Origin of the sequence: Streptomyces sp. SID5469, assembly GCF_009862865.1 — a bacterium.
GTDB classification, from domain to species: Bacteria; Actinomycetota; Actinomycetes; order Streptomycetales; family Streptomycetaceae; genus Streptomyces; species Streptomyces avermitilis.
Map to the genome: position 1 here is coordinate 2,941,717 of NZ_WWIN01000001.1, position 19,896 is coordinate 2,961,612.

16 protein-coding genes and 1 riboswitch are annotated in these 19,896 nt (G+C 70.7%); of the genes, 6 read left to right on the forward strand and 10 right to left on the reverse strand.

Translation table 11 applies throughout. The features are described from left to right. Positions 1 to 66 precede the first annotated feature (66 nt). The 4 genes from GTY58_RS12655 to GTY58_RS12670 form a co-directional block, all read right to left on the reverse strand. Entirely contained in the window at positions 67 to 717 is a 651-nt protein-coding gene (locus tag GTY58_RS12655) for a thymidine kinase (RefSeq protein WP_010983851.1), read from the reverse strand. 61 nt (positions 718 to 778) lie between these two features. Next, entirely contained in the window at positions 779 to 1,966 is a 1,188-nt protein-coding gene (locus tag GTY58_RS12660) for a nucleotide pyrophosphatase/phosphodiesterase family protein (RefSeq protein WP_010983852.1), read from the reverse strand. After that, positions 1,966 to 2,553 (reverse strand): DUF5998 family protein, encoded by a 588-nt coding sequence (locus GTY58_RS12665; RefSeq protein ID WP_010983853.1) that lies wholly within the window; start codon positions 2,551 to 2,553, stop codon positions 1,966 to 1,968. Before GTY58_RS12665 ends, GTY58_RS12660 begins: the two co-directional genes overlap by 1 nt. 52 nt (positions 2,554 to 2,605) lie before the next feature. Further along, entirely contained in the window at positions 2,606 to 5,455 is a 2,850-nt protein-coding gene (locus tag GTY58_RS12670) for a bifunctional GNAT family N-acetyltransferase/acetate--CoA ligase family protein (protein WP_010983854.1), read from the reverse strand. Between the two features lie 135 nt (positions 5,456 to 5,590). On the opposite strand from GTY58_RS12670, the gene GTY58_RS12675 reads away from it, so the two are divergent. Continuing rightward, positions 5,591 to 5,872 carry an HPr family phosphocarrier protein gene (locus GTY58_RS12675; protein WP_010983855.1) on the forward strand — a complete coding sequence of 94 codons (282 nt, stop codon included), beginning with the start codon at positions 5,591 to 5,593 and terminating at the stop codon, positions 5,870 to 5,872. 280 nt (positions 5,873 to 6,152) lie between these two features. Here the strand turns inward: GTY58_RS12675 and GTY58_RS12680 are convergent, their stop codons facing one another. The 4 genes from GTY58_RS12680 to GTY58_RS12695 form a co-directional block, all read right to left on the reverse strand. After that, positions 6,153 to 6,848: a GntR family transcriptional regulator gene (locus GTY58_RS12680; RefSeq protein WP_010983856.1), complete on the reverse strand. Its 696-nt coding sequence runs from the start codon at positions 6,846 to 6,848 to the stop codon at positions 6,153 to 6,155. Positions 6,849 to 7,044: 196 nt separating this feature from the next. Next, positions 7,045 to 7,821: a M23 family metallopeptidase gene (locus GTY58_RS12685; protein WP_010983857.1), complete on the reverse strand. Its 777-nt coding sequence runs from the start codon at positions 7,819 to 7,821 to the stop codon at positions 7,045 to 7,047. Positions 7,822 to 7,833: 12 nt separating this feature from the next. Then, positions 7,834 to 7,993, reverse strand: a riboswitch (cyclic di-AMP (ydaO/yuaA leader). Between the two features lie 203 nt (positions 7,994 to 8,196). After that, a complete protein-coding gene (locus GTY58_RS12690) occupies positions 8,197 to 9,585 on the reverse strand; it encodes a pitrilysin family protein (RefSeq protein WP_010983858.1) in 1,389 nt (462 codons plus the stop codon). Beyond that, positions 9,582 to 10,946 (reverse strand): pitrilysin family protein, encoded by a 1,365-nt coding sequence (locus GTY58_RS12695; RefSeq protein ID WP_010983859.1) that lies wholly within the window; start codon positions 10,944 to 10,946, stop codon positions 9,582 to 9,584. Before GTY58_RS12695 ends, GTY58_RS12690 begins: the two co-directional genes overlap by 4 nt. Before the next feature lie 304 nt (positions 10,947 to 11,250). Here GTY58_RS12695 and GTY58_RS12700 point away from each other — a divergent pair, with 304 nt between their 5' ends. Then, entirely contained in the window at positions 11,251 to 13,707 is a 2,457-nt protein-coding gene (locus tag GTY58_RS12700; RefSeq protein ID WP_010983860.1) for a DNA topoisomerase IV subunit A, read from the forward strand. A 12-nt stretch (positions 13,708 to 13,719) separates the two neighbouring features. Here GTY58_RS12700 and GTY58_RS12705 read toward each other — a convergent pair whose 3' ends face one another. After that, a complete protein-coding gene (locus GTY58_RS12705) occupies positions 13,720 to 14,805 on the reverse strand; it encodes a GTP-binding protein (protein ID WP_010983861.1) in 1,086 nt (361 codons plus the stop codon). Positions 14,806 to 15,177: 372 nt separating this feature from the next. Here GTY58_RS12705 and GTY58_RS12710 point away from each other — a divergent pair, with 372 nt between their 5' ends. Then, entirely contained in the window at positions 15,178 to 15,699 is a 522-nt protein-coding gene (locus GTY58_RS12710) for a DUF6082 family protein (protein ID WP_010983862.1), read from the forward strand. A 265-nt stretch (positions 15,700 to 15,964) separates the two neighbouring features. After that, on the forward strand, positions 15,965 to 16,201 hold the full coding sequence (locus tag GTY58_RS12715) for a hypothetical protein (RefSeq protein WP_037650118.1): 237 nt from the start codon (positions 15,965 to 15,967) through the stop codon (positions 16,199 to 16,201). A 71-nt stretch (positions 16,202 to 16,272) separates the two neighbouring features. On the opposite strand, the gene GTY58_RS12720 is transcribed toward GTY58_RS12715, so the two are convergent. After that, the gene (locus GTY58_RS12720) at positions 16,273 to 17,439 is read right to left on the reverse strand and encodes a citrate synthase/methylcitrate synthase (protein ID WP_010983864.1); all 1,167 of its coding nucleotides are present in this window, start codon (positions 17,437 to 17,439) and stop codon (positions 16,273 to 16,275) included. A gap of 96 nt (positions 17,440 to 17,535) precedes the next feature. Here GTY58_RS12720 and GTY58_RS12725 point away from each other — a divergent pair, with 96 nt between their 5' ends. Next, the gene (locus tag GTY58_RS12725) at positions 17,536 to 18,792 is read left to right on the forward strand and encodes a citrate synthase (RefSeq protein WP_010983865.1); all 1,257 of its coding nucleotides are present in this window, start codon (positions 17,536 to 17,538) and stop codon (positions 18,790 to 18,792) included. A gap of 98 nt (positions 18,793 to 18,890) precedes the next feature. After that, positions 18,891 to 19,838 (forward strand): sucrase ferredoxin, encoded by a 948-nt coding sequence (locus GTY58_RS12730; RefSeq protein ID WP_010983866.1) that lies wholly within the window; start codon positions 18,891 to 18,893, stop codon positions 19,836 to 19,838. The last annotated feature ends 58 nt before the right edge of the window (positions 19,839 to 19,896 follow it).

Here is a 19,896-nt window from a genome sequence, read left to right on the forward strand (position 1 = left end):
GCGGGAGACGCGGCTTTCATCCGCCGAAAACTCGTCCGAGCCCTCGGGACGGTCGGCAGGTGGCCGTCAGGCGGAAGTGACCGGCAGAACGTCCGGCGAGATCGCGGCGGCGTATGCGGAGGCGCTGGTCATCCGGCGGCGGTGGTGGCGCCGGCACAGCACCTCGTAGCCGACCTCCGCCGCCGGGCGGTTCACGTCACCGACGACGACCTGCTCGCCTTCCACGACCATCTCGCCGCCCACCGTGCGGGCATTGTGCGTGGCCCGCGCCCCGCACCAGCACATCGCCTCGACCTGAAGGGTCTCGATCCGGTCCGCCAGCTCGATCAGCCGCTGCGAGCCGGGGAAGAGCTTCGTACGGAAGTCGGTGGTGATACCGAAGGCGAAGACGTCCAGGTCCAGGTCGTCCACGACGCGCGCCAGCTGGTCTATCTGCTCCGGCGCGAGGAACTGCGCCTCGTCCACGATCAGGTAGTCGACCTTGCCGCCCTTCGACATCTGATCCACCAGATACGCGTGCAGATCCATGCCCGGAGCCGCCTCGACCGCCTCCGTCACCAGGCCGAGCCGCGACGACAGCTTTCCCTCCCCGGCACGGTCGTCGCGCGTGAAAATGACGCCCTGCAGGCCCCTCGCCGACCGGTTGTGTCCGATCTGGAGCGCCAACGTCGACTTCCCGCAGTCCATCGTTCCGGAGAAGAACACGAGCTCGGGCATGGCGGGTTGAGAACCTTTCAGGGCAGGGAGAAGAGAGGGCTTCGCAAGGGGGTGGCGAGCGTCAGGTGCGTACTTCCAGCAGAGGCACCAGCTGTTCCACCGGCGTCATCGAACCGTGGTTGCCGACCATCGCCGACTCCTTCGGCTCCCGCTCGGAGGCGATGATCAGCACGTCGTCGCGGGCCGCCGCGACCACGTCGCCGATGCGCGCGTACACCCGCTCGTCGACGTCGGGCCCGAACCAGCCCGCGGCGATCGCCTCGTCCCGCGAAGCGATCCAGAACTGCTCGCCGAGCACCTCGCGCCAGCAGGTCAGCACGTCCACCTGGGCGCCCGGCACCGCGTACACATGACGAGCCCGGCCCTCGCCGCCCAGCAGGGCGACCCCGGCACGCAGCTCCCAGTCCTCGTCGAAGTCGATGCGGTGCTGCTCGTCGAACGGGATGTCGATCATGCCGTGGTCGGCCGTGACGTAGAGCGCGGAGCGCGGCGGCAGCTGCTCCGCCAGTCGCTGGACCAGTCGGTCGACGTACATGAGCTGGCCACGCCACGGGTCCGAGTCGACGCCGAAGCGGTGGCCCTTGCCGTCCACCTCGGCGTAGTACGTGTAGACCAACGAGCGGTCCCCGGCGGCCAGTTGTTCGGCGGCCAGGTCCATGCGGTCCTCGCCGGACAACCGCCCGTGGAACGTTCCACCGCTCAGCGCGACCTTGGTCAGCGGGGTGTTCTGGAAGGTGGGGGACGAGACCTGGGCCGTGTGCACCCCCGCCGCGTCCGCGAGCTGGAAGACCGTGGGGTACGGCTGCCAGGCGCGCGGATCGGTCCACGGCTGCCAGCGGAGCTGGTTCATCAGCTCGCCGGTCTCCGGGTTGCGCGCGCTGTAGCCGGGCAGGCCGTGCGCGCCGGGCGGCAGGCCGGTGCCGACGGAGGCGAGGGAGGTCGCGGTCGTCGCCGGATAGCCGGCGGTGATCGGGCGGCCCGTGCCGCCGCGCGAGGACTCCAGGAGGGACGCCATGAAGGGCGCCTCCTCCGGGTGCGCCCTCAGCTGCTCCCAGCCGAGCCCGTCGATCAGGAAGACGCAGTTCCGGTCGGCGGCGGTCAGCTCCTGTATGGCGGCCCGCTGGCCGGGCACCTCCATGCCCGCCGCGAGCGTGGGCAGCAGGTCGGCCAGCGAACCGGCACCGTACTCGGGAAGGGGGGCGGAGTCGACGGCCAGCGGTTCCGGGTCGTCCCAGGTGGGCAGAGCCATCAGCGCGCGACGTCCGCGGTGGCCTCGGAGAGGGACTGTGCGAAGACCAGGGCCTGGCGCACCGTCTCGGGGCCGTCCCCGGCCTCGCTGACGCGCAGGCTCAGATCGTCCGCCGTCGAGTTGCCCGTGTATCCGTGGTCCGCCTCGCAGTTGGGGTCGCCGCAGGCGGCGGGCTCCAGGTCGATACGGGAGACCGCGCCCCAGCCGATGGTCAGGACGACCTCGCGGGGCAGGGTGCCCGGCTTGTACGACTCGGGGTTGGCGACCACCCGGCTGACGACGACCGACGAGATCCGGCCGAGCTTCACGGACTCCGTCGATGTCGTGGCGTACGGCGTCGGCGAGGTGGTGTCGGCGGCCTGCTCGTCGGTGTGGCTCACGATGAAGCGGTTGCCGGTGAGGACGAGCACGGTCACATGCCGTCGCACCTCGTTGGCGTCGAACGTCGTCTCCTGGTGGACCAGGTACGACCGGATGGCCTCGCCGCCGATCGCGGCCTCCACCGCCTCGGCCACGAGGGCCGGGTAGTAGCCGCTGCGCTCGATCGCCGCACGCAGCCCCTGGGTCGTCGTACTGGTCTTGGCCATGACGTCCATCCTACGGTGGCCCACTGACTGCGAGGCACCGCTCGGCGTCCACTCAGTACACCGGAAGCGTTCTCGGGCCCAGGTCGTCGCGGACGGGCGGCGGTGCGAGCCGTACGGTCGCCCCGAGCACGCTCAGGCCGTGCTGGGCCACGACCACGGGCTCCAGGGTCACGGCGACGACCTCGGGATGGTCGTCCACCAGCCGCGACACCCGCAGCATCAGTTCCTCCAGCGCAGGCGTGTCGACCGGCGCCGAGCCCCGCCAGCCGAAGAGGAGCGGCGCCGTCCGGATCGACCTCACCAGCGAGGTGGCCTCGCGGTCGGTGACCGGAATCAGCCGGTGCGCTATATCCCCGAGCAGCTGCGAGGCGGCCCCGGCCAGCCCGAACGACAGTACGGCCCCGGCCGCCGGGTCGATCACCGCGCGTACGACCGTGTCGACACCGCGCGGCGCCATCCCCTGCACGACCGGCCGCAGCTCCTCCGGCTTTCCGAACATTTCGGTCAATTCGGCGTACGCGCGCCGCAGTTGCTCCTCGTCCGCGAGATCGAGCCGTACGCCGCCCAGATCGGCGCGGTGCCGCAGGTGCGGGGCGGTGGCCTTGAGGGCGACCGGGTAGCCGATGGCGCGGGCGGCCTCGGCGGCGTCGTCGGGCGTCGGCGCGGGCAGTGCCCTGCGTACGCCGATGCCGTACCGCGAGAGCAGCGCGCAGGTCTCGTCGGTCCCGAGGGTCAGCCCCTGTCCGCTCGCGAGCAGCCGGTCGATCAGCTCGGCGGCACCCTTCTGGTCGATGTCGTCGTACTCGGGCACCTTGCCGGGGTCGGCGGCGTCACGCCGCCACTGGGCGTATTTGACGGCTTCCGCGAGGGCCCTGACGGCGCGTTCCGCGGCGGGGAAGGCGGGGATGAGGCGGGCCCCGTCGGGGGCTTGCGCCGCGGCGGACAGGCGTTCCGCGGGGCGATGCGGGTCCCCGCGCTCGGCCGAAGCCGGCAGCGACGGCGGGTGGCCCGCCACGTCGGTCGGCTGCGGTGCGGTGCTGGCCGCCGCGGACAGCGCCTCGGCGAGCCCACCCAGCTCCACGTGCACCACCAGCACCGGCTTCGCCGGAGCCGCCGCAGCGGCGGAACGCAGTGCCTCCGCAAGGGCCTGGTCGGCCGCCGACGTCTCCCCCACCGCGGGGATGGCCGTCACGACCACGGCGTCGCACCCGTCGTCCGCCAAGGCCCGCGCCAGCGCCGCGTGGAAGTCCTCCGCCGAAGCCGCCGTCGTCAGGTCCAGCGGGGGAAGCGGTCGCAACCCCTCGGCCAAACAGGCGTCGTACGTCAGCAGCCCGAGCGACTCGGAGTTCCCGAGGATGGCCACCCGGGGCCCCGACGGCAGCGGCTGCCGCGCGAGCAGCAGGCCCGCGTCCACCAGCTCGGTGATCGTGTCCACCCGGATGACCCCGGCCTGCCGCAGCAGCGCGGACACGGTGGCGTGCGGGAGCCGTGTGGCCCGTACGGCATGCCCTTGCGGCGCGGCCCCGCCGTGGCGCGCGCCCTGCACCACGACCAGCGGCTTCGCCGCCGCCGTACGCCGGGCGAGGCGGGTGAACTTGCGGGGGTTGCCGATGGACTCGAGGTACATCAGGGCGACATCGGTGTCGGGGTCGTCGTACCAGTACTGGAGTACGTCGTTGCCGGACACGTCCGCGCGGTTGCCGGACGACACGAAGGTCGACACGCCCGTGTCCCCGGTGACGCCGCCCCCGCGCCGGTGCAGCCGGGACAGCAGCGCGATCCCGATGGCGCCGGACTGCGCGTACAGACCGATCCGGCCGGGTCGCGGCGTCTCGGGCGCGAGCGAGGCGTTGAGGCGCACCTCGGGGGACGTGTTGATGACCCCGAAGGCGTTGGGACCGATGAGGCGCATCCCGTAGGTACGGATCTGGCGCACCAGCTCGCGCTGGCGCTCGCGCCCCTCGGGGCCGCTCTCCGCGTAACCGGACGAGACGACCACGAGCCCCTGCACCCCGTGCTCGCCGCACTCGGCCACGGCCTCGGGGACGTGCGCCGCCGGCACGGCGACGACGGCCAGGTCGACGGGCTCGGCGATGTCCAGGACGGAGCGGTGCGCGGGCACCTCGTCGAAGTTCTTCAGGTCCTCGGGGAACGCCCTGTTCACGGCGTACAGACGACCGGTGAAGCCAGCGTCGCGGAGGTTGCCGAGGATGCTGCGGCCCACTCCGCCGGGGGTGCGGCCCGCGCCGATCACGGCGACCGCGCCGGGCGCGAGCAGCCGCTGCACGGACCGCGCCTCGGCCCGCTGCTCCCGGGCCCGCTGCACGGCGAGCGAACGGTCCGTGGGCTCCAGGTCGAACTCCAGGCGTACGACGCCGTCCTCGAAGCTGCGCTTCTGGGTGTACCCGGCGTCCGTGAACACCTTGATCATCTTGCTGTTGGCGGGGAGCACCTCGGCGGCGAACCGGCGGATGTCCCGCTCCCTGGCGACGGCCGCGATGTGCTCGAGGAGGGCAGAGGCAACACCCCGCCCCTGGTGCGCGTCCTGCACGAGGAAGGCGACCTCGGCCTCGTCGGCGGGCGCGGAGGCGGACAGGCCGGCGGCATTAATACGGTCATAGCGTACGGTGGCGATGAACTCGCCGCCGATCGTGGCCGCGAGTCCCACCCTGTCCACAAAGTCGTGGTGCGTGAAGCGGTGGACGTCCTTGGCGGACAGGCGCGGGTACGGGGCGAAGAACCGGTAGTACTTCGACTCGTCCGAGACCTGCTCATAGAAGCTGACAAGTCGCTCGGCGTCGTCGACGGTGATGGGCCTGATGCGCGCGGTACCGCCGTCGCGCAGCACCACGTCGGCCTCCCAGTGGGCGGGGTACTCGTGCCGGTCCGACGCGGTCTGCATGGGCCCCACAGTACGGCTCGCGTCCGACAACAGCGCGAGGCAGGCTAAGGGGAACCCGACAGGGACCGCCGGGCACGCATCACGTTATGGGACACTGGTCTAGACAACCTGAGACACCTGAAGGGCAGCATCAACATGGCTGAGCGCCGCGTCAACATCGGCTGGGCCGAGGGCCTCCACGCCCGCCCCGCGTCCATCTTCGTCCGGGCGGCCACGGCCTCCGGCGTTCCCGTGACGATCGCCAAGGCGGACGGCAACCCCGTCAACGCCGGCTCCATGCTGGCTGTCCTCGGCCTGGGTGCCCAGGGTGGCGAGGAGGTCGTGCTCGCCTCCGACGCCGAGGGTGCGGACGCGGCCCTCGACCGGCTGGCGAAGCTGGTCTCCGAAGGGCTCGACGAGCTTCCCGAGACCGTCTGAGGTGAGCCCTCGGGCCGTCCGAGGTGAGCCCTCGGACCGCCGGGGTGTCCCTTCTTCGCGTCCGAGCCGGTGTCGCTCGCGCGGGCGCGGTGGCGCGACGTTCGGGACGTTCGGGACGTTCCTCAATTGATGATGCGGTGGCCGTCGCTTCGAAGACACCATTCCGCACATACTTTGAAAGGCTCGCCCGAAATATCGGGCGGGCCTTTCGTATTTCTGTCTCACGGGCAGCAGAAATAATCTCCCGCGAATTCCATCCTCTTTGTATACGGCGCCCTTGTTAATGCCGCAGGCTCGTCATGTTTACGGGATGTTGCGAAGTCCTCACACGTTCCGGGCGGTCTCCGCCGCCGGGAAAACGGAGCCGGTGCACCGCACTCGCGCGTTCGGTGTGCAGGGCCGTGATCGCCCGGGCCCGCTCACTGTCGCCGCGCGCGACGGCGTCCACGATGCCGCCGTGCTCCGCCCAGGACTCCGCCGGGTTGGCCGGCGCCTCCACCGCGTACATCCAGGCGATCTTGTGCCGCAGCTGGGCCAGCGTCGAGGTCAGGGCGGGGCTCCCGGAGGCCTGCGCGAGCGTCTCGTGGAACCAGCCCCCCAGGGACCGCAGATCCTCGCTGCTCCCCCTCCTGGACCGCTCCTGCCCCAGCCTGACGAGGCCGCGCAGCACCTTGAGGTGGGCCTCGGTGCGACGCTGGGCGGCGCGCGCGGCGCCCAGCGGCTCCAGCAGCATGCGCATCTCCAGCAGGTCGGAGGCCTCCTGCTCGGTGGGCTCCGCGACGCACGCGCCCGCGTGCCGACGGGTGACGACGAACCCCTCCGCCTCCAGCGTGCGCAGGGCCTCGCGCACGGGGACGCGCGAGACGCCGTAGCGCCGCGCGAGGAGTTCCTCGGTGAGCCGGCTGCCGCGCTCGTAGACACCCGCGACGATGTCATCACGGATCGCCGTGCATACCGAGTGCGCCGGAATACGCATGACCGACCTCCGTCTTAATCCCCGTGAAACGTCGCCGATTGACGTGTGTTCAGGCGACTCTATTGCAGCGGGACGGAATTTCCGATGGCAGGCCGGAATCCATGGATATTTTTTGGACAGACAGCAGTTCGAAACAACGAAGGTCCCGGCTCGGTGAGCCGGGACCTCGGAAGGGACGTGCCTGTCGGGCAGGTTGTCAGACGTTCACGCCGTGCGAGCGCAGGTACGCGACCGGGTCGATGTCCGAGCCGTACTCCGCGGTCGTACGGGCCTCGAAGTGGAGGTGGGGCCCCGTGGTGTTGCCCGTGGCGCCCGAGATGCCTATCTGCTGGCCCGGGGTGACCGTCTGACCGACGGAGACGCCGATGGACGACAGGTGGCCGTACTGCGTGTAGGTGCCGTCGTTCATCTTGATGACGATGTTGTTCCCGTACGCGCCGCCCCAGCCGGCCTCCACGACGGTGCCGGAGCCGACCGCGTGGACGGAGGTGCCGGACGCGGCGTGGAAGTCGACGCCGGTGTGGCTGCCCGAGGACCAGAGGGAGCCGCCGGACTTGTAGCCCGTGGAGACGTACGAGCCGGCGATCGGGGCCACAAACGTGTTCAGACGCTTGCGCTCGGCCTCACGGGCGGCGCGCGCCTTGGCGGCGTGCTCCTTCTCGGCCAGCTCGGCGGCCTTCTTGCGCGCGGCCTCCTCGGCCTTCTTCTTGGCGGCGGCCTCTGCGGCGGCCTGCTCCTGGGCGACGGCCTGGGCGTCGACCTGGGCGGCGACCGAGTCACCGATGGAGACGGCCTGAGTCAGCCCGGTCTGCTCGACGGAGGGTTCGGCGGAGGGCTCGGCGGCGAGCGCCGGAGCGGCCAGGGTGCCGATGACGCCGGTGGTGGTGAGCGCCGCGACGCCCACGGCGTGCGTGGTCGTGCGCTTCGTGCGGCCCGGACGACGGTGCTTCCCGGTGGCGCGGGTGAACGCCATGAAGTGGCTGGTCCTTTCCTTCCTTCTCGCCTACCGGGTTAGCTGACGGGTTCGGAGCAGGAAGGTCTCCTACGGGCTCCCTCAGGAGAGGGTGCCCGATTCACCCCAGGGACTGCGATGGGTCCCCGGCTCCCCTGGCTCGCGCCATACGGGGACTCGGCGATGACTGTCCGGTGCCGCGGGCGCGGCGCACTGCCTGACGAACAGCCGGACTGACGCTAAGCGTGGGCTCTTTCAATCAACAAACGGATCGAGGTTTTTGTAGCGCACGCCACAGGTCAGACGCATCACCTCTATGGCAATACGGACAAACTCTCAGCAAACAGGGCCCTGGTGACTCTTCAGTCACCAGGGCCCCGCGGTGTTCCGCTGCTTCTACTCGGCTGCCACGACGCTCACTTCGCCGATACCGAGGGCCTTGACCGGCTCCGCGATCTGGGCGGCGTCACCCACGAGGACGGTCACCAGACGGTCCATCGGGAAGGCGTTCACGGCGGCCGCGGTGGCCTCCACCGTGCCTGTGGCGGCGAGCTGTTGATACAGCGTCGCCTGGTAGTCGTCCGGCAGGTGCTGCTCGACCTGGTCGGCCAGGGTGCCCGCGACGGCCCCGGCGGTCTCGAACTTGAGCGGCGCGACGCCCACCAGGTTCTGCACGGCGATGTCGCGCTCGGCGTCCGTCAGCCCTTCGGCCGCGAGCGTGCGCAGCACCTTCCAGAGGTCGTCGAGCGCGGGGCCGGTGTTCGGCGTGTCGACGGAGCCACTGATCGCGAGCATCGCGACGCCCGTACCGTCGGGGGCTGAGCGCAGCACCTGACCGAACGCCCGCACACCGTAGGTGTAGCCCTTCTCCTCGCGCAGGACCCGGTCCAAACGGGAGGTGAGGGTGCCGCCCAGGCAGTACGTGCCGAGCACCTGGGCGGGCCACACGCGGTCGTGCCGGTCGGCGCCGACGCGGCCGATGAGCAGCTGCGTCTGAACGGCTCCGGGGCGGTCCACGATGATCACGCGGCCGCTGTCGTCGGCGGTCACCGGGGGCACCGGCCGCGGCTCGGCGGACGAACCCGTCCAGGCTCCGAGCGTCTCGGCGAGCAGCCCGTCGAGGTCGACGCCGGCGAGGTCGCCGACGACCACCACCGTGGCCGTGGCGGGGCGTACGTACCTCTCGTAGAAGGCGCGCACGGCGGCCGAGTCGATTTTCTGGACGGTCTCCTCGGTGCCCTGGCGGGGGCGCGACATGCGCGACGTGGCCGGGAACAACTCCTTGGAGAGCTCCTTGGCGGCGCGGCGGGCCGGGTTGGCCGTCTCGTGCGGGATCTCGTCCAGCCGGTTGCGCACCAGGCGCTCGATCTCGCTGTCCTCGAACGCCGGTGCCCGGAGGGCGTCGGCGAGCAGTCCGAGCGCCTTCGGGAGGCGGGAGACGGGGACTTCGAGGGACAGGCGTACGCCGGGGTGGTCGGCATGCGCGTCGAGGGTGGCGCCGCAGCGCTCCAGCTCGGCGGCGAACTCCTCGGCGGTGTGCTTGTCGGTGCCTTCGGAGAAGGCACGCGCCATGATCGTGGCGACGCCGTCGAGGCTCGCCGGCTCGGCGTCCAGGGGTGCGTCGAGGAGCACCTCGACGGCGACGACCTGCTGGCCGGGGCGCTGGCAGCGCAGCACGGTCAGGCCGTTGTCGAGCGTGCCGCGCTCGGGCGCCGGGAACGCCCAGGGCCTGGCCTCGCCGGCCTGGGGCTGCGGGTGGAAGTCCATGGTCGCGAGCTCGTTCACTTCGCCGACTCCTCGTTCTCGTCGGTGGTTTCGGCGGCTTCCACGTCCTCCGCCTCGGCTGCGACGGGCTCGTACACGAGCACCGCGCGGTTGTCGGGGCGCAGGCGGGCCTTGGCGACCTCCTGGACCTCCTCGGCGCTGACGTCGAGCACGCGCTGGACAGCGGTCAGGGCGAGCTGCGGGTCGCCGAACAGGACCGCGTAGCGGCACAGTTCGTCGGCGCGGCCCGCGACCGTGCTGAGCCGGTCCAGCCACTCGCGCTCCAACTGGGCCTGGGCGCGCTCCATCTCCTCGGCCGTGGGGCCCTCCTCGGCGAACCGGGCCAGCTCCTCGTCGACGGCCGCCTCGATCACTGGGACCTCGACGTCGCCGGACGTCTTCACGTCCAGCCAGCCCAGGGAGGGCGCCCCGGCGAGCCGCAGCAGACCGAAGCCGGCCGCGACGGCCGTACGGTCACGGCGTACGAGCCGGTTGTAGAGGCGGGAGGACTCGCCGCCGCCGAGGACGGTCAGCGCCAGGTCGGCCGCGTCGCACACGCGCGTGCCGTCCTCCGGGAGGCGGTAGGCGGCCATCAACGCGCGCGCGGGGACCTCCTCCTCGACGACCTCGCGCAGCTGCTCACCGATGGTGTCGGGCAGCGAGCCGTCGCGCGGCTGGGGCTTGCCGTCGTGTGCGGGGATGGACCCGAAGTACTTCTCGACCCAGGCGAGCGTCTGCTTCGGGTCGATGTCGCCGACGACCGACAGGACGGCGTTGTTGGGCGCGTAGTAGGTGCGGAAGAACTCGCGCGCGTCCTGCAGCGTCGCCGCGTCCAGGTCGGCCATCGAGCCGATCGGGGTGTGATGGTACGGGTGGCCCTCGGGGTACGCGAGGGCGGTCAGCTTCTCGAAGGCGGTGCCGTACGGAACGTTGTCGTACCGCTGCCGGCGCTCGTTCTTGACGACGTCCCGCTGGTTCTCCATGGACTCGTCGTCGAGGGCGGTGAGCAGGGAGCCCATGCGGTCGGCCTCCAGCCAGAGGGCGAGCTCCAGCTGGTGCGCGGGCATGGTCTCGAAGTAGTTCGTGCGCTCGAAGCTGGTCGTGCCGTTGAGCGAGCCGCCGGCGCCCTGCACCAGCTCGAAGTGACCGTTGCCCTTGACCTGTCCGGACCCCTGGAACATCAGGTGCTCGAAGAGGTGGGCGAGACCCGTACGCCCCTTGACCTCGTGGCGCGAGCCGACGTCGTACCAGAGGCACACCGCCGCCACCGGGGTCTGGTGGTCCTCGGAGAGCACCACGCGCAGGCCATTGGCCAGGCGGTGCTCGGTCGCTGTCAGGCCGCCGGAGCCTGCCTCAGCTGTGGCCGTGTGACCCATGGGCATGTACGTCCCTTCGATCGCGGATGCTTCTGTGGCACACCGCAGATTTCCTGCCGGTCCTGCCACTGTATGCAAGCGCGCAGACAGGTGCCGAAGTTCCCGCGCCTCGTACGCCGAGAGCGAGACTCGGGTGTGCGGTGCAGGGGAACTCGGCCACGCCGGGGACGGCCCGGGCGCCGTGTTGACGAGGCCTGCCGGAAGCCCCCTGGAAGCCGTACGGACGGGTCGTGGTCCGCGTTGTCAGTGGGGCGGTCCACAATGGACCGCGTCAGATCCCGTTCATGTTGGTGAAGGAGCCGCAGCAGCGATGGCCCGCCGCAGCACGAAGACCCCGCCGCCCGACGACTTCGAGGAGAGGATCCTCGACATCGACGTCGTCGACGAGATGCAGGGCTCCTTCCTCGAGTACGCGTACTCGGTCATCTACTCCCGTGCCCTGCCGGACGCCCGCGACGGCCTCAAGCCGGTGCACCGCCGGATCGTCTATCAGATGAACGAGATGGGCCTGCGCCCCGACCGCGGCTATGTGAAGTGCGCCCGCGTCGTCGGCGAGGTCATGGGTAAGCTCCACCCGCACGGCGACGCGTCGATCTACGACGCCCTGGTGCGCCTCGCGCAGCCGTTCTCCATGCGCCTGCCCCTGGTCGACGGCCACGGCAACTTCGGTTCCCTGGGCAACGACGACCCGCCGGCCGCGATGCGTTACACCGAGTGCCGGATGGCCGACGCGACGTCACTGATGACGGAGTCGATCGACGAGGACACAGTCGACTTCTCGCCGAACTACGACGGCCAGGAGCAGGAGCCGGTGGCCCTCCCGGCCGCCTTCCCGAACCTGCTGGTGAACGGCTCGTCGGGCATCGCCGTCGGCATGGCCACCAACATGCCGCCGCACAATCTCGGCGAGGTCATCTCGGCCGCCCGCCACCTCATCCGCTACCCGGGCGCCGACCTCGAGACGCTGATGAAGCACGTCCCGGGCCCGGACCTGCCCACCGGAGGCCGGATCGTCGGTCTCACCGGCATCCGCGACGCCTACGAGTCGGGTCGCGGCACCTTCAAGATCCGCGCCACGGTGTCGGTGGAGGACGTGACGGCGCGCCGCAAGGGCCTGGTCGTCACCGAACTGCCCTTCACCGTCGGCCCGGAGAAGGTGATCGCCAAGATCAAGGACCTGGTCGGTTCGAAGAAGCTCCAGGGCATCGCCGACGTGAAGGACCTCACGGACCGCGCGCACGGCCTGCGCCTGGTCATCGAGATCAAGAACGGCTTCGTGCCGGAGGCGGTCCTGGAGCAGCTCTACAAGCTGACGCCGATGGAGGAGTCCTTCGGCATCAACAACGTCGCCCTGGTGGACGGCCAGCCGCTCACGCTCGGCCTCAAGGAACTCCTTGAGGTCTACCTCGACCACCGCTTCGAGGTCGTACGGCGTCGGTCGGAGTTCCGTCGCGGCAAGAAGCGCGACCGTCTGCACCTGGTCGAGGGCCTCCTCGTCGCGCTCCTGGACATCGACGAGGTCATCCGCCTCATCCGCTCAAGCGACAACTCGGCGCAGGCGAAGGAGCGCCTGATCGAGCGCTTCTCGCTGAGCGAGGTGCAGACGCAGTACATCCTGGACACGCCGCTGCGCCGGCTCACCAGGTTCGACCGCATCGAGCTGGAGTCGGAGCGCGACCGGCTGAACGGCGAGATCGACGAGCTGACCGGCATCCTGGAGTCGGACGCGGAGCTGCGCAAGCTGGTCTCCGGCGAGCTGGCCGCGGTGGCCAAGAAGTTCGGCACCGACCGCCGTACGGTGCTCCTGGAGTCCGCCGGGTCGACGGCCGCCACCGTGCCGCTCCAGGTGGCGGACGACCCGTGCCGTGTCCTGCTGTCCTCGACGGGCCTCCTCGCCCGTACGGCGAACGGCGCCCCCTTCGGGGAGGACGCCGACGGCAGGCGCACCAAGCACGACGTGATCGTGTCGGCGGTCCCGGCGACGGCTCGGGGCGAGGTGGGCGCGGTGACGTCCTCCGGCCGTCTGCTCCGGCTGAACGTGATCGACCTGCCACGGCTGCCGGAGACCACATCGGCGCCCAACCTCTCCGGGGGCGCGCCGATTTCGGAGTTCCTCTCCTCGCTGGAGGGGGACGAGACGGTGGTCTGTCTGACGACGCTCGACGAGTCCTCGCCCGGCCTGGCCCTGGGCACGGAACAGGGTGTCGTGAAGCGCGTGGTCCCCGACTACCCCTCGAACAAGGGGGAGTTGGAGGTCATCACGCTCAAGGACGGCGACCGGATCGTCGGCGCGATCGAGCTGAGCACGGGCGAGGAGGACCTCGTCTTCATCACGGACGACGCCCAGCTGCTGCGCTACCAGGCCTCCCAGGTGCGCCCGCAGGGCCGTGCGGCGGGCGGCATGGCGGGCATCAAGCTCACGGACGGCGCGAAGGTGATCTCCTTCACGGCGGTCGACCCGGCGGCCGATGCCGTGGTCTTCACGGTGGCGGGCTCGCGCGGCACGCTGGACGACTCGGTGCAGACCACGGCCAAGCTGACACCGTTCGACCAGTACCCGCGCAAGGGCCGTGCCACGGGCGGCGTGCGCTGCCAGCGGTTCCTGAAGGGCGAGGACTGCCTGTCCATCGCCTGGGCGGGACCGGTGCCTGCGCGGGCCGCGCAGAAGAACGGCACCCCGGCGGAGCTGCCGGAGATGGACCCGCGCCGCGACGGCTCGGGTGTGTCGCTGGCGAAGACGGTGGCGGTGGTGGCGGGACCGGTGTAGGCCCGCTGCGGATCAGCCGGCCTGCTCGGCCTCGGCCGTCTCCTGCCGTTGCTCCTGCTCCTGCTCCTGCTCCTGTACGTAGCGGAGGACGCCCCACATGCTGTGCTCGTCGGCGTGTGGGGCGTCGTTCGTGCACGCGTCCAGCTCCTTGTGCAGGGCGGCCGTGTCGATGCCGGACCCGATGAGGACGAGCTGGGTGAGGCGGGGGCCGGCGGGCGCCCAGGGCTCCGGGTAGAACCGCAGGAACCGGCCGACGGCATGCACGGCGTACCGGTTGCGAGGATCGGCGGTGCCGAAGTCGACGTACCCCTTGATGCGGTACAGCCCCTCGGGCCTGCTGTCGAGGAAGTCCATCATCCGACGCGGATTCATGGGCGCTTCGGAGGTGAAGGAGACGGAGTCGTAGGCGGCGTGCAGGTGACCGTGATGGTCCTCCTCACCGCGGTGTTCGTGCAGGTCGTCGAAGGAAAGCTGCCCGATGCGCTCCCCCGTGGGCCGGCAGTCGAAGAGGAGCTCGGGGTCGACCCGGCCGTAGGTGGCGGGCACGACGGCGGCTCGGTCGGTGAGTGAGCGGACGGCCCGGAGCACCCGCTCCCCGTCATCCGCCCGATCGATCTTGTTGACGACGACAAGATCGGCCATGGCGAGGTGCCGGTCGACCTCGGGATGCTTCGCGCGCGTGGCGTCGAACTCGGCGGCGTCGACGACCTCGACGAGGCCCCCGTACACGACCCGCGCATTCTCACTGGCGAGCACCATGCGCACCAGCTCCTGGGGCTCCGCGAGCCCGCTGGCCTCGATGACGATGACGTCGACACGCGCGGAGGGGTGCGCGAGCCGCTCCAGGTAGAGGTCGAGTTCGCCGGCGTCGACGGCACAGCACAGGCACCCGTTCCCGAGGGAGACGGTCGAGTCACCGAGAGCCCCGGCGACGGCCATGGCATCGATCTCGATGGCACCGAAGTCGTTGACGATGGCACCGATCCGGCTCCCTCCGCTGCGATGGAGGAGGTGATTGAGCAGGGTGGTCTTGCCGGAGCCCAGGAATCCGGCGAGGACGACGACCGGGATCTGCTGCGGACTCGACGACTGGCTCAACGTGCGCCCCTTCTCACACCGGTGCGTGCGCCGGCTCGTGTACCGGCGGACGCTCGAGAGAGGCTCATGGCTCGGCTCGCGCCGAATGGGGCCGGCTCTCGTACGACGAATTACTGCCGACCCAGGATACGAGCGGGTGGAAACACCGCGAAGTGAACGATTGTTAGCGGCGCTCGCGGGGCACACGTTGGGCATGGCGCCGGGAAACGCGACCCACACATCCCTCCGTGCGCCTCCTCTCCGCCTCCCTGCCGATCAGAGCCGCTCGGCACTCTGGGAGACGGCAAGCGCGCCGCCCACCGCTCGCCGGTCCCCATATCCGTCGCCCCGCACCCGACGACCGGCGGATGGTCGCCTGAATCGGGGGTTGACATGGCCACACAGAACTCTGGGATGCGGAGGCTCGGCTCCGCCACCAGGGCCAGGCTCGCGGTCGCGGTCAGCGCGGTCGTGGAACGCAGCACGCGCCAGCGTCGGCGCGCCGTACTCACCGAACAGCACCGCCTCCACTTCGACCTGCTGTGCAAGGCCATGGACGACCCTGCGCTGGCGGCGGTCCTGGATACGTACGAGCGCGAGATCCCGCCGGAGACACAGCGCCAGTACCTCTTCGCGAACGCTCTGTACGTCAACGCCCTGTACTTCCACCGGATCGGCGCTCTGAACCTCGTCGAACTCCACGGACACCTTCGCGTGATCTGCCGCAACCGGATCTTCCGTGAGTACTGGACCGCCACGCAGCACCATCGCGAGAGCCTGCCCGATTCGTCCGAAGAGGCCGCACTGGGTCGGATGACCGAGGGTCTGGTGCAGGAATTGAACAACTTGGCCGACGACACGGACGACGGCGATCTCGAGGAGTGGTGGGTGGTGGGGCAACCGCCAGGCGAGTGACGGTTCAGCCGCGACCCGCGTGTGCTTACGAGACTTGGGAGACGCGTGGGGCACGGAGCCGATACTCTGCCCGCAGCTTGCCCCGGGCAAACATCTTGCAAGGCGGCACTGTTTTGCGCAGGGCTGCACCCCCACAAGGACGGCCCACTCATGAGCATCCGTGGGCCCACTCATGAGCTTCACTGGACGCGAGAGAAAGGTCATCAGCCCGCGCAGCGTCCGGCGCGCCCTCTCGGCCCGTCCCTCGACCGACCTAGGAACGGACTTGAAGATCGTGCGTCGAGTCGGCGCCTCGCCCCGGGAGCGCGGGAGCGCTTCGGGGCAGACCTGCCCCGACATCTTCGAACTCAGCGACGGAAACTTCGCTGTCATCGGCACCGAAGCCACAGCTGACCTTGACGGCGAACTGCCGCCCGACGCAGCGCGCGCAGAGTACGAACGCATCGTTGTCATCAGCCGCGAGACGCTGGTGCGAGCCAAGGCGGACATTCCGGATGCGTGATTGAAGTTCTTCTCTCACTTTGCCGCAACAGGCCTCGATGCTCACGCGTCGAGGCCTGAGCCATGCGACCGTCAAACCATCAGTGGCACCGCCACCGGCGGTACCGGCCCCACATACCGGGCCGCCGGTCGGATGATCTTCGGGTCCTCCGCCTGTTCCAGGATGTTGGCGCTCCAGCCGACCACCCGGGCCGCCGCGAACGTGGGAGTGAACATCTCCCGTGGCAGGCCGCAGAGTTCCATGACCACGCCCGCGTAGAACTCCACGTTCGTGTGGAGTTCACGGCCCGGCTTCAGTTCCGCGAGGATCGCCTCCACATGGCGTTCGACCTCGACCGCGAAGTCCACCAGCGGGCCACCGAACTGCTCCGCGACGCCGCGGAGCATGCGGGAGCGGGGGTCCTCCGTGCGGTAGACGGGGTGCCCGAAGCCCATGATGCGGTCGCCGGCCAGGACGCGCTCGCGTATCCAGGAGTCGATGCGCTCGGGCGTACCGATCGCGTCCAGGGTGTCGAGGGCCCGGCTGGGCGCCCCTCCATGGAGCGGCCCGGACAGCGCTCCCACCGCGCCCACCAGGGCCGCCGCCACATCCGCACCCGTCGATGTGATCACTCGGGCTGTGAAGGTTGATGCATTGAATCCGTGGTCAATGGTTGAGATCAAGTACTGCTCGATCGCCCTGGTCCTGGCCGCGTCCGGCTCCGAGCCCGTCAACATGTAGAGGTAGTTCGCCGCATAGGAGAGGTCCTCGCGAGGCTCCACGGGATCCAGCCCCTGCCCGAGTCGGTACAGCGCCGTCAGGAGTGTGGGCACGGCGGCCGATGCCATGACGGTGTCGGCGCGGCGCTGTTCCCGGTCGATGTCGTACACCGGCCGGAACCCCTTGGCGGCACCGAGCAGGGACAGCGCCGTGCGCAGCCCGGCGAGCGGTCCGGAGCGGCCCGCGGCGGCGGCCACGGCCGGCAGCGTGGCCCTCACCCCATCCGGCAGCCACCGCAGCGCCGCGGTCCGCGCGGTGAAGACGGCCCGCTGCTCCGCGTCCGGCAGTTCGCCATGAACCATCAGATGCCAGACGTCCTCGAAACCGCGGGTCTGCGCGAGTTCGACGGCCGAGTACTGGCGGTAGTGGTAGAAGCCTTCCAGCCCTCTGACATCACCCAATGAGGTGTCGGTGACGACAACGCCGGCAAGGCCCCGTGGGACGTCGACAGAAGTGGATGCGGCCCGGTTGATCGGCATGATTCCTCCCTGAACTTGATTCGACTGTCCATGCTTGACTCGATGTCTGTCAATATTGATTGGATCAATACTCACCGTACAGATACGGTGGCGTCCATGACGGACCACGAAGCCGCGCCCACGCACCCCGATCGGCGACTGAGCACCAAAGAGGCCGCCGAACTGCTCGGCGTGAAGCCCGAGACCGTGTACGCCTATGTGAGCCGCGGCCAGCTCAGCAGCCGCCGCGAGCCCGGCGGGCGCGGCAGCACCTTCGACGCCAAAGAGGTGGCGGCGCTCGCCCGGCGCAACAGGCGTGAGCCGAGCGGGAGTTCGGCCATCGGCGGCGAGCTGTCCGTCCGCACACGGATCACCCTCATCGACAAGGACCGGTACTTCTTTCGCGGCGTCGACGCGACCGAACTCGCCGCGCGGCACTCCTACGAGGAGATCGCCGAGTGGCTGTGGACCGGTCGGCTGCGGCCCGGAGTCACCTTTGCCGCTCCGGACGCGTCCGTCGCCGTCGCCCGCCGCGCCGTCGATGCCCTGCCCGAGCACAGCGGTCCGACCGACCGGCTGCGCGTCGCGACGATCGCCGCCGCGACCGCGGACCCGCTCCGCTTCGACCTGTCCGAGGACGCGGTCCTCGGCACCGCACGCACCCTCATCCCCACCCTCGTGGCCGCCCTCCCGCCCCTGCGCCGCGACCACCGCGACGAGGGCCCGCTCGCCCGGCACCTGTGGGGACGGCTCACCGGCCGCGCACCCGACGCGGCATCAGTTCGCGTACTGGACACGGCACTCGGGCTGCTCATCGACCACGACCTGGCCGCCTCGACGCTCGCGGTCCGTGTCGCCGCCTCGGCCAGGGCCCACCCGTACGCTGCCGTCTCGGCGGGTCTCGGCGTGCTCGAGGGCCCCCTGCACGGCGCGGCCAGCGGCCTCGCGCACCGGTTGCTCCTGGACGTCCTGGACCAGGGCAGCGCAGCCCCCGTGGTCGCCGACGAACTGCGTGCCGGTCGCCGTATCCCCGGTCTCGGCCACCGGCTCTACCCCGGCGAGGACCCGCGCGCGCGTGCTCTGTTCGCCCTCCTGGAAGAGGTACCCGACGCGGCCCCCGCCCTTGCCGCTGCCCATGACGTCGTGGCCACCACGGCCCGCCACGCGCCCCTGCACGCCAACGTGGACCTGGCTCTCGCGGTCCTCACGGTCTCCTCCGGCATGCCCGCCTCCGCCGGCGAGACCGTCTTCGCCGTCGCCCGTACGGCGGGCTGGATCGCACATGCCCTGGAGGAGTACGAGGAGCGTCCGCTGCGGATGCGCCCGAGTGGCCGATACGTAGGGGCGCGGCCTCCGCAACCGCTCCCCCGGTAGCGCCTTCACGCCTCCGCTGCACTCCCGACGCGCCCCTGCCGCGCCCCGTCCGCGCGGCTGGAAGTCATCCCGCCCCAAGTCAGGTTAGGCTCACCTCTGTGAGTACGTGCGCGACCGTGTCCCGGGACCTCGACGAGCCCCTCGCGGGGACCGCGGCGACCGCGAGGACATGGCTGCTCCTCGAACAGCCCGGCCCCTGGGGCACCAAGGCGCTCACTTCGAGCCACCTGGACCAGGCGCTCGGCCGCGCTCTCGAAGCGGCCGCCGAGGGGACCGGCGTACGGATCGCGCTCATCCGCCGCCCCGGCCGCCACGCCGACTGCGGCACGCCGGCCGTACGACAGGTGTACGCGGCCCACACGGTTCCCGGAAACGTATGGCTGCACGGCGCCATGACGTCCGATCCCGAGCAGTTGCTCGACCTCGACTTCACCGCGCTCGGCATGGGCGACCCGCACACCTTCGACAGACTCCTAGGGGGCCGTCCCCACACGGGCGACCCCCTCGCCCTCGTCTGCACCAACGGCAAGCGCGACCGCTGTTGCGCCCTCCTCGGCCGCCCCCTGGCAGCCGAACTGGCCGCCTCCGGAGTGACCGGCGCATGGGAGGTCACCCACCTCGGCGGCCACCGTTTCGCCCCCACGCTGCTGATCCTGCCGTTCGGCTACGCGTACGGCCGGGCCGAGGCCCCGCACATCAAGGAGGTCCTCCAGGGCGTACGCGAAGGGCGTGTGGTCGTCGAGGGATGTCGCGGTCGCTCCGCCTGGGAGCGGCCGGGACAGGCCGCGGAGCTGGCGGTGCGTACGGCGGCCCACGAGTACGCCGCGGACGCGCTGACCGTCGTCGCCACGGACGGCACCGCACCACGCTGGGAGGTCACCGTCGCCCACGCCGACGGCCGCCTCTGGCGCGTCATCGTGGCCCAGGGCGCCTCGCTGCCACCCCGCCCGGAAAGCTGCGGCTCGGCGCTCGGCTCCCCGGCGCGCATGGACGTGGTGGCGGTACGGGAGCTGATTCCCACGGAGATCGACGCCACGTCCCGCTGACGCCGCCGTGGGCGCCCGTCCTCGCGGTGAGCGCCCCACCTCAGATGGGCGAACGCCG

Bases quoted from the DNA above. Each gene is read 5' to 3' on its own strand.
- GTY58_RS12685 (WP_010983857.1), bottom strand. From the start codon at position 7,821: ATGGCGTTCACCCGCGCCACCGGGAAGCACCGTCGTCCGGGCCGCACG.
- GTY58_RS12660 (WP_010983852.1), bottom strand. From the start codon at position 1,966: ATGGCTCTGCCCACCTGGGACGACCCGGAACCGCTGGCCGTCGACTCC.
- GTY58_RS12725 (WP_010983865.1), top strand. From the start codon at position 17,536: ATGACGGACCACGAAGCCGCGCCCACGCACCCCGATCGGCGACTGAGC.
- GTY58_RS12675 (WP_010983855.1), top strand. From the start codon at position 5,591: ATGGCTGAGCGCCGCGTCAACATCGGCTGGGCCGAGGGCCTCCACGCC.
- GTY58_RS12720 (WP_010983864.1), bottom strand. From the start codon at position 17,439: ATGCCGATCAACCGGGCCGCATCCACTTCTGTCGACGTCCCACGGGGC.
- GTY58_RS12695 (WP_010983859.1), bottom strand. From the start codon at position 10,946: ATGCCCATGGGTCACACGGCCACAGCTGAGGCAGGCTCCGGCGGCCTG.
- GTY58_RS12670 (WP_010983854.1), bottom strand. From the start codon at position 5,455: ATGCAGACCGCGTCGGACCGGCACGAGTACCCCGCCCACTGGGAGGCC.
- GTY58_RS12680 (WP_010983856.1), bottom strand. From the start codon at position 6,848: ATGCGTATTCCGGCGCACTCGGTATGCACGGCGATCCGTGATGACATC.
- GTY58_RS12655 (WP_010983851.1), bottom strand. From the start codon at position 717: ATGCCCGAGCTCGTGTTCTTCTCCGGAACGATGGACTGCGGGAAGTCG.
- GTY58_RS12710 (WP_010983862.1), top strand. From the start codon at position 15,178: ATGGCCACACAGAACTCTGGGATGCGGAGGCTCGGCTCCGCCACCAGG.
- GTY58_RS12665 (WP_010983853.1), bottom strand. From the start codon at position 2,553: ATGGCCAAGACCAGTACGACGACCCAGGGGCTGCGTGCGGCGATCGAG.
- GTY58_RS12700 (WP_010983860.1), top strand. From the start codon at position 11,251: ATGGCCCGCCGCAGCACGAAGACCCCGCCGCCCGACGACTTCGAGGAG.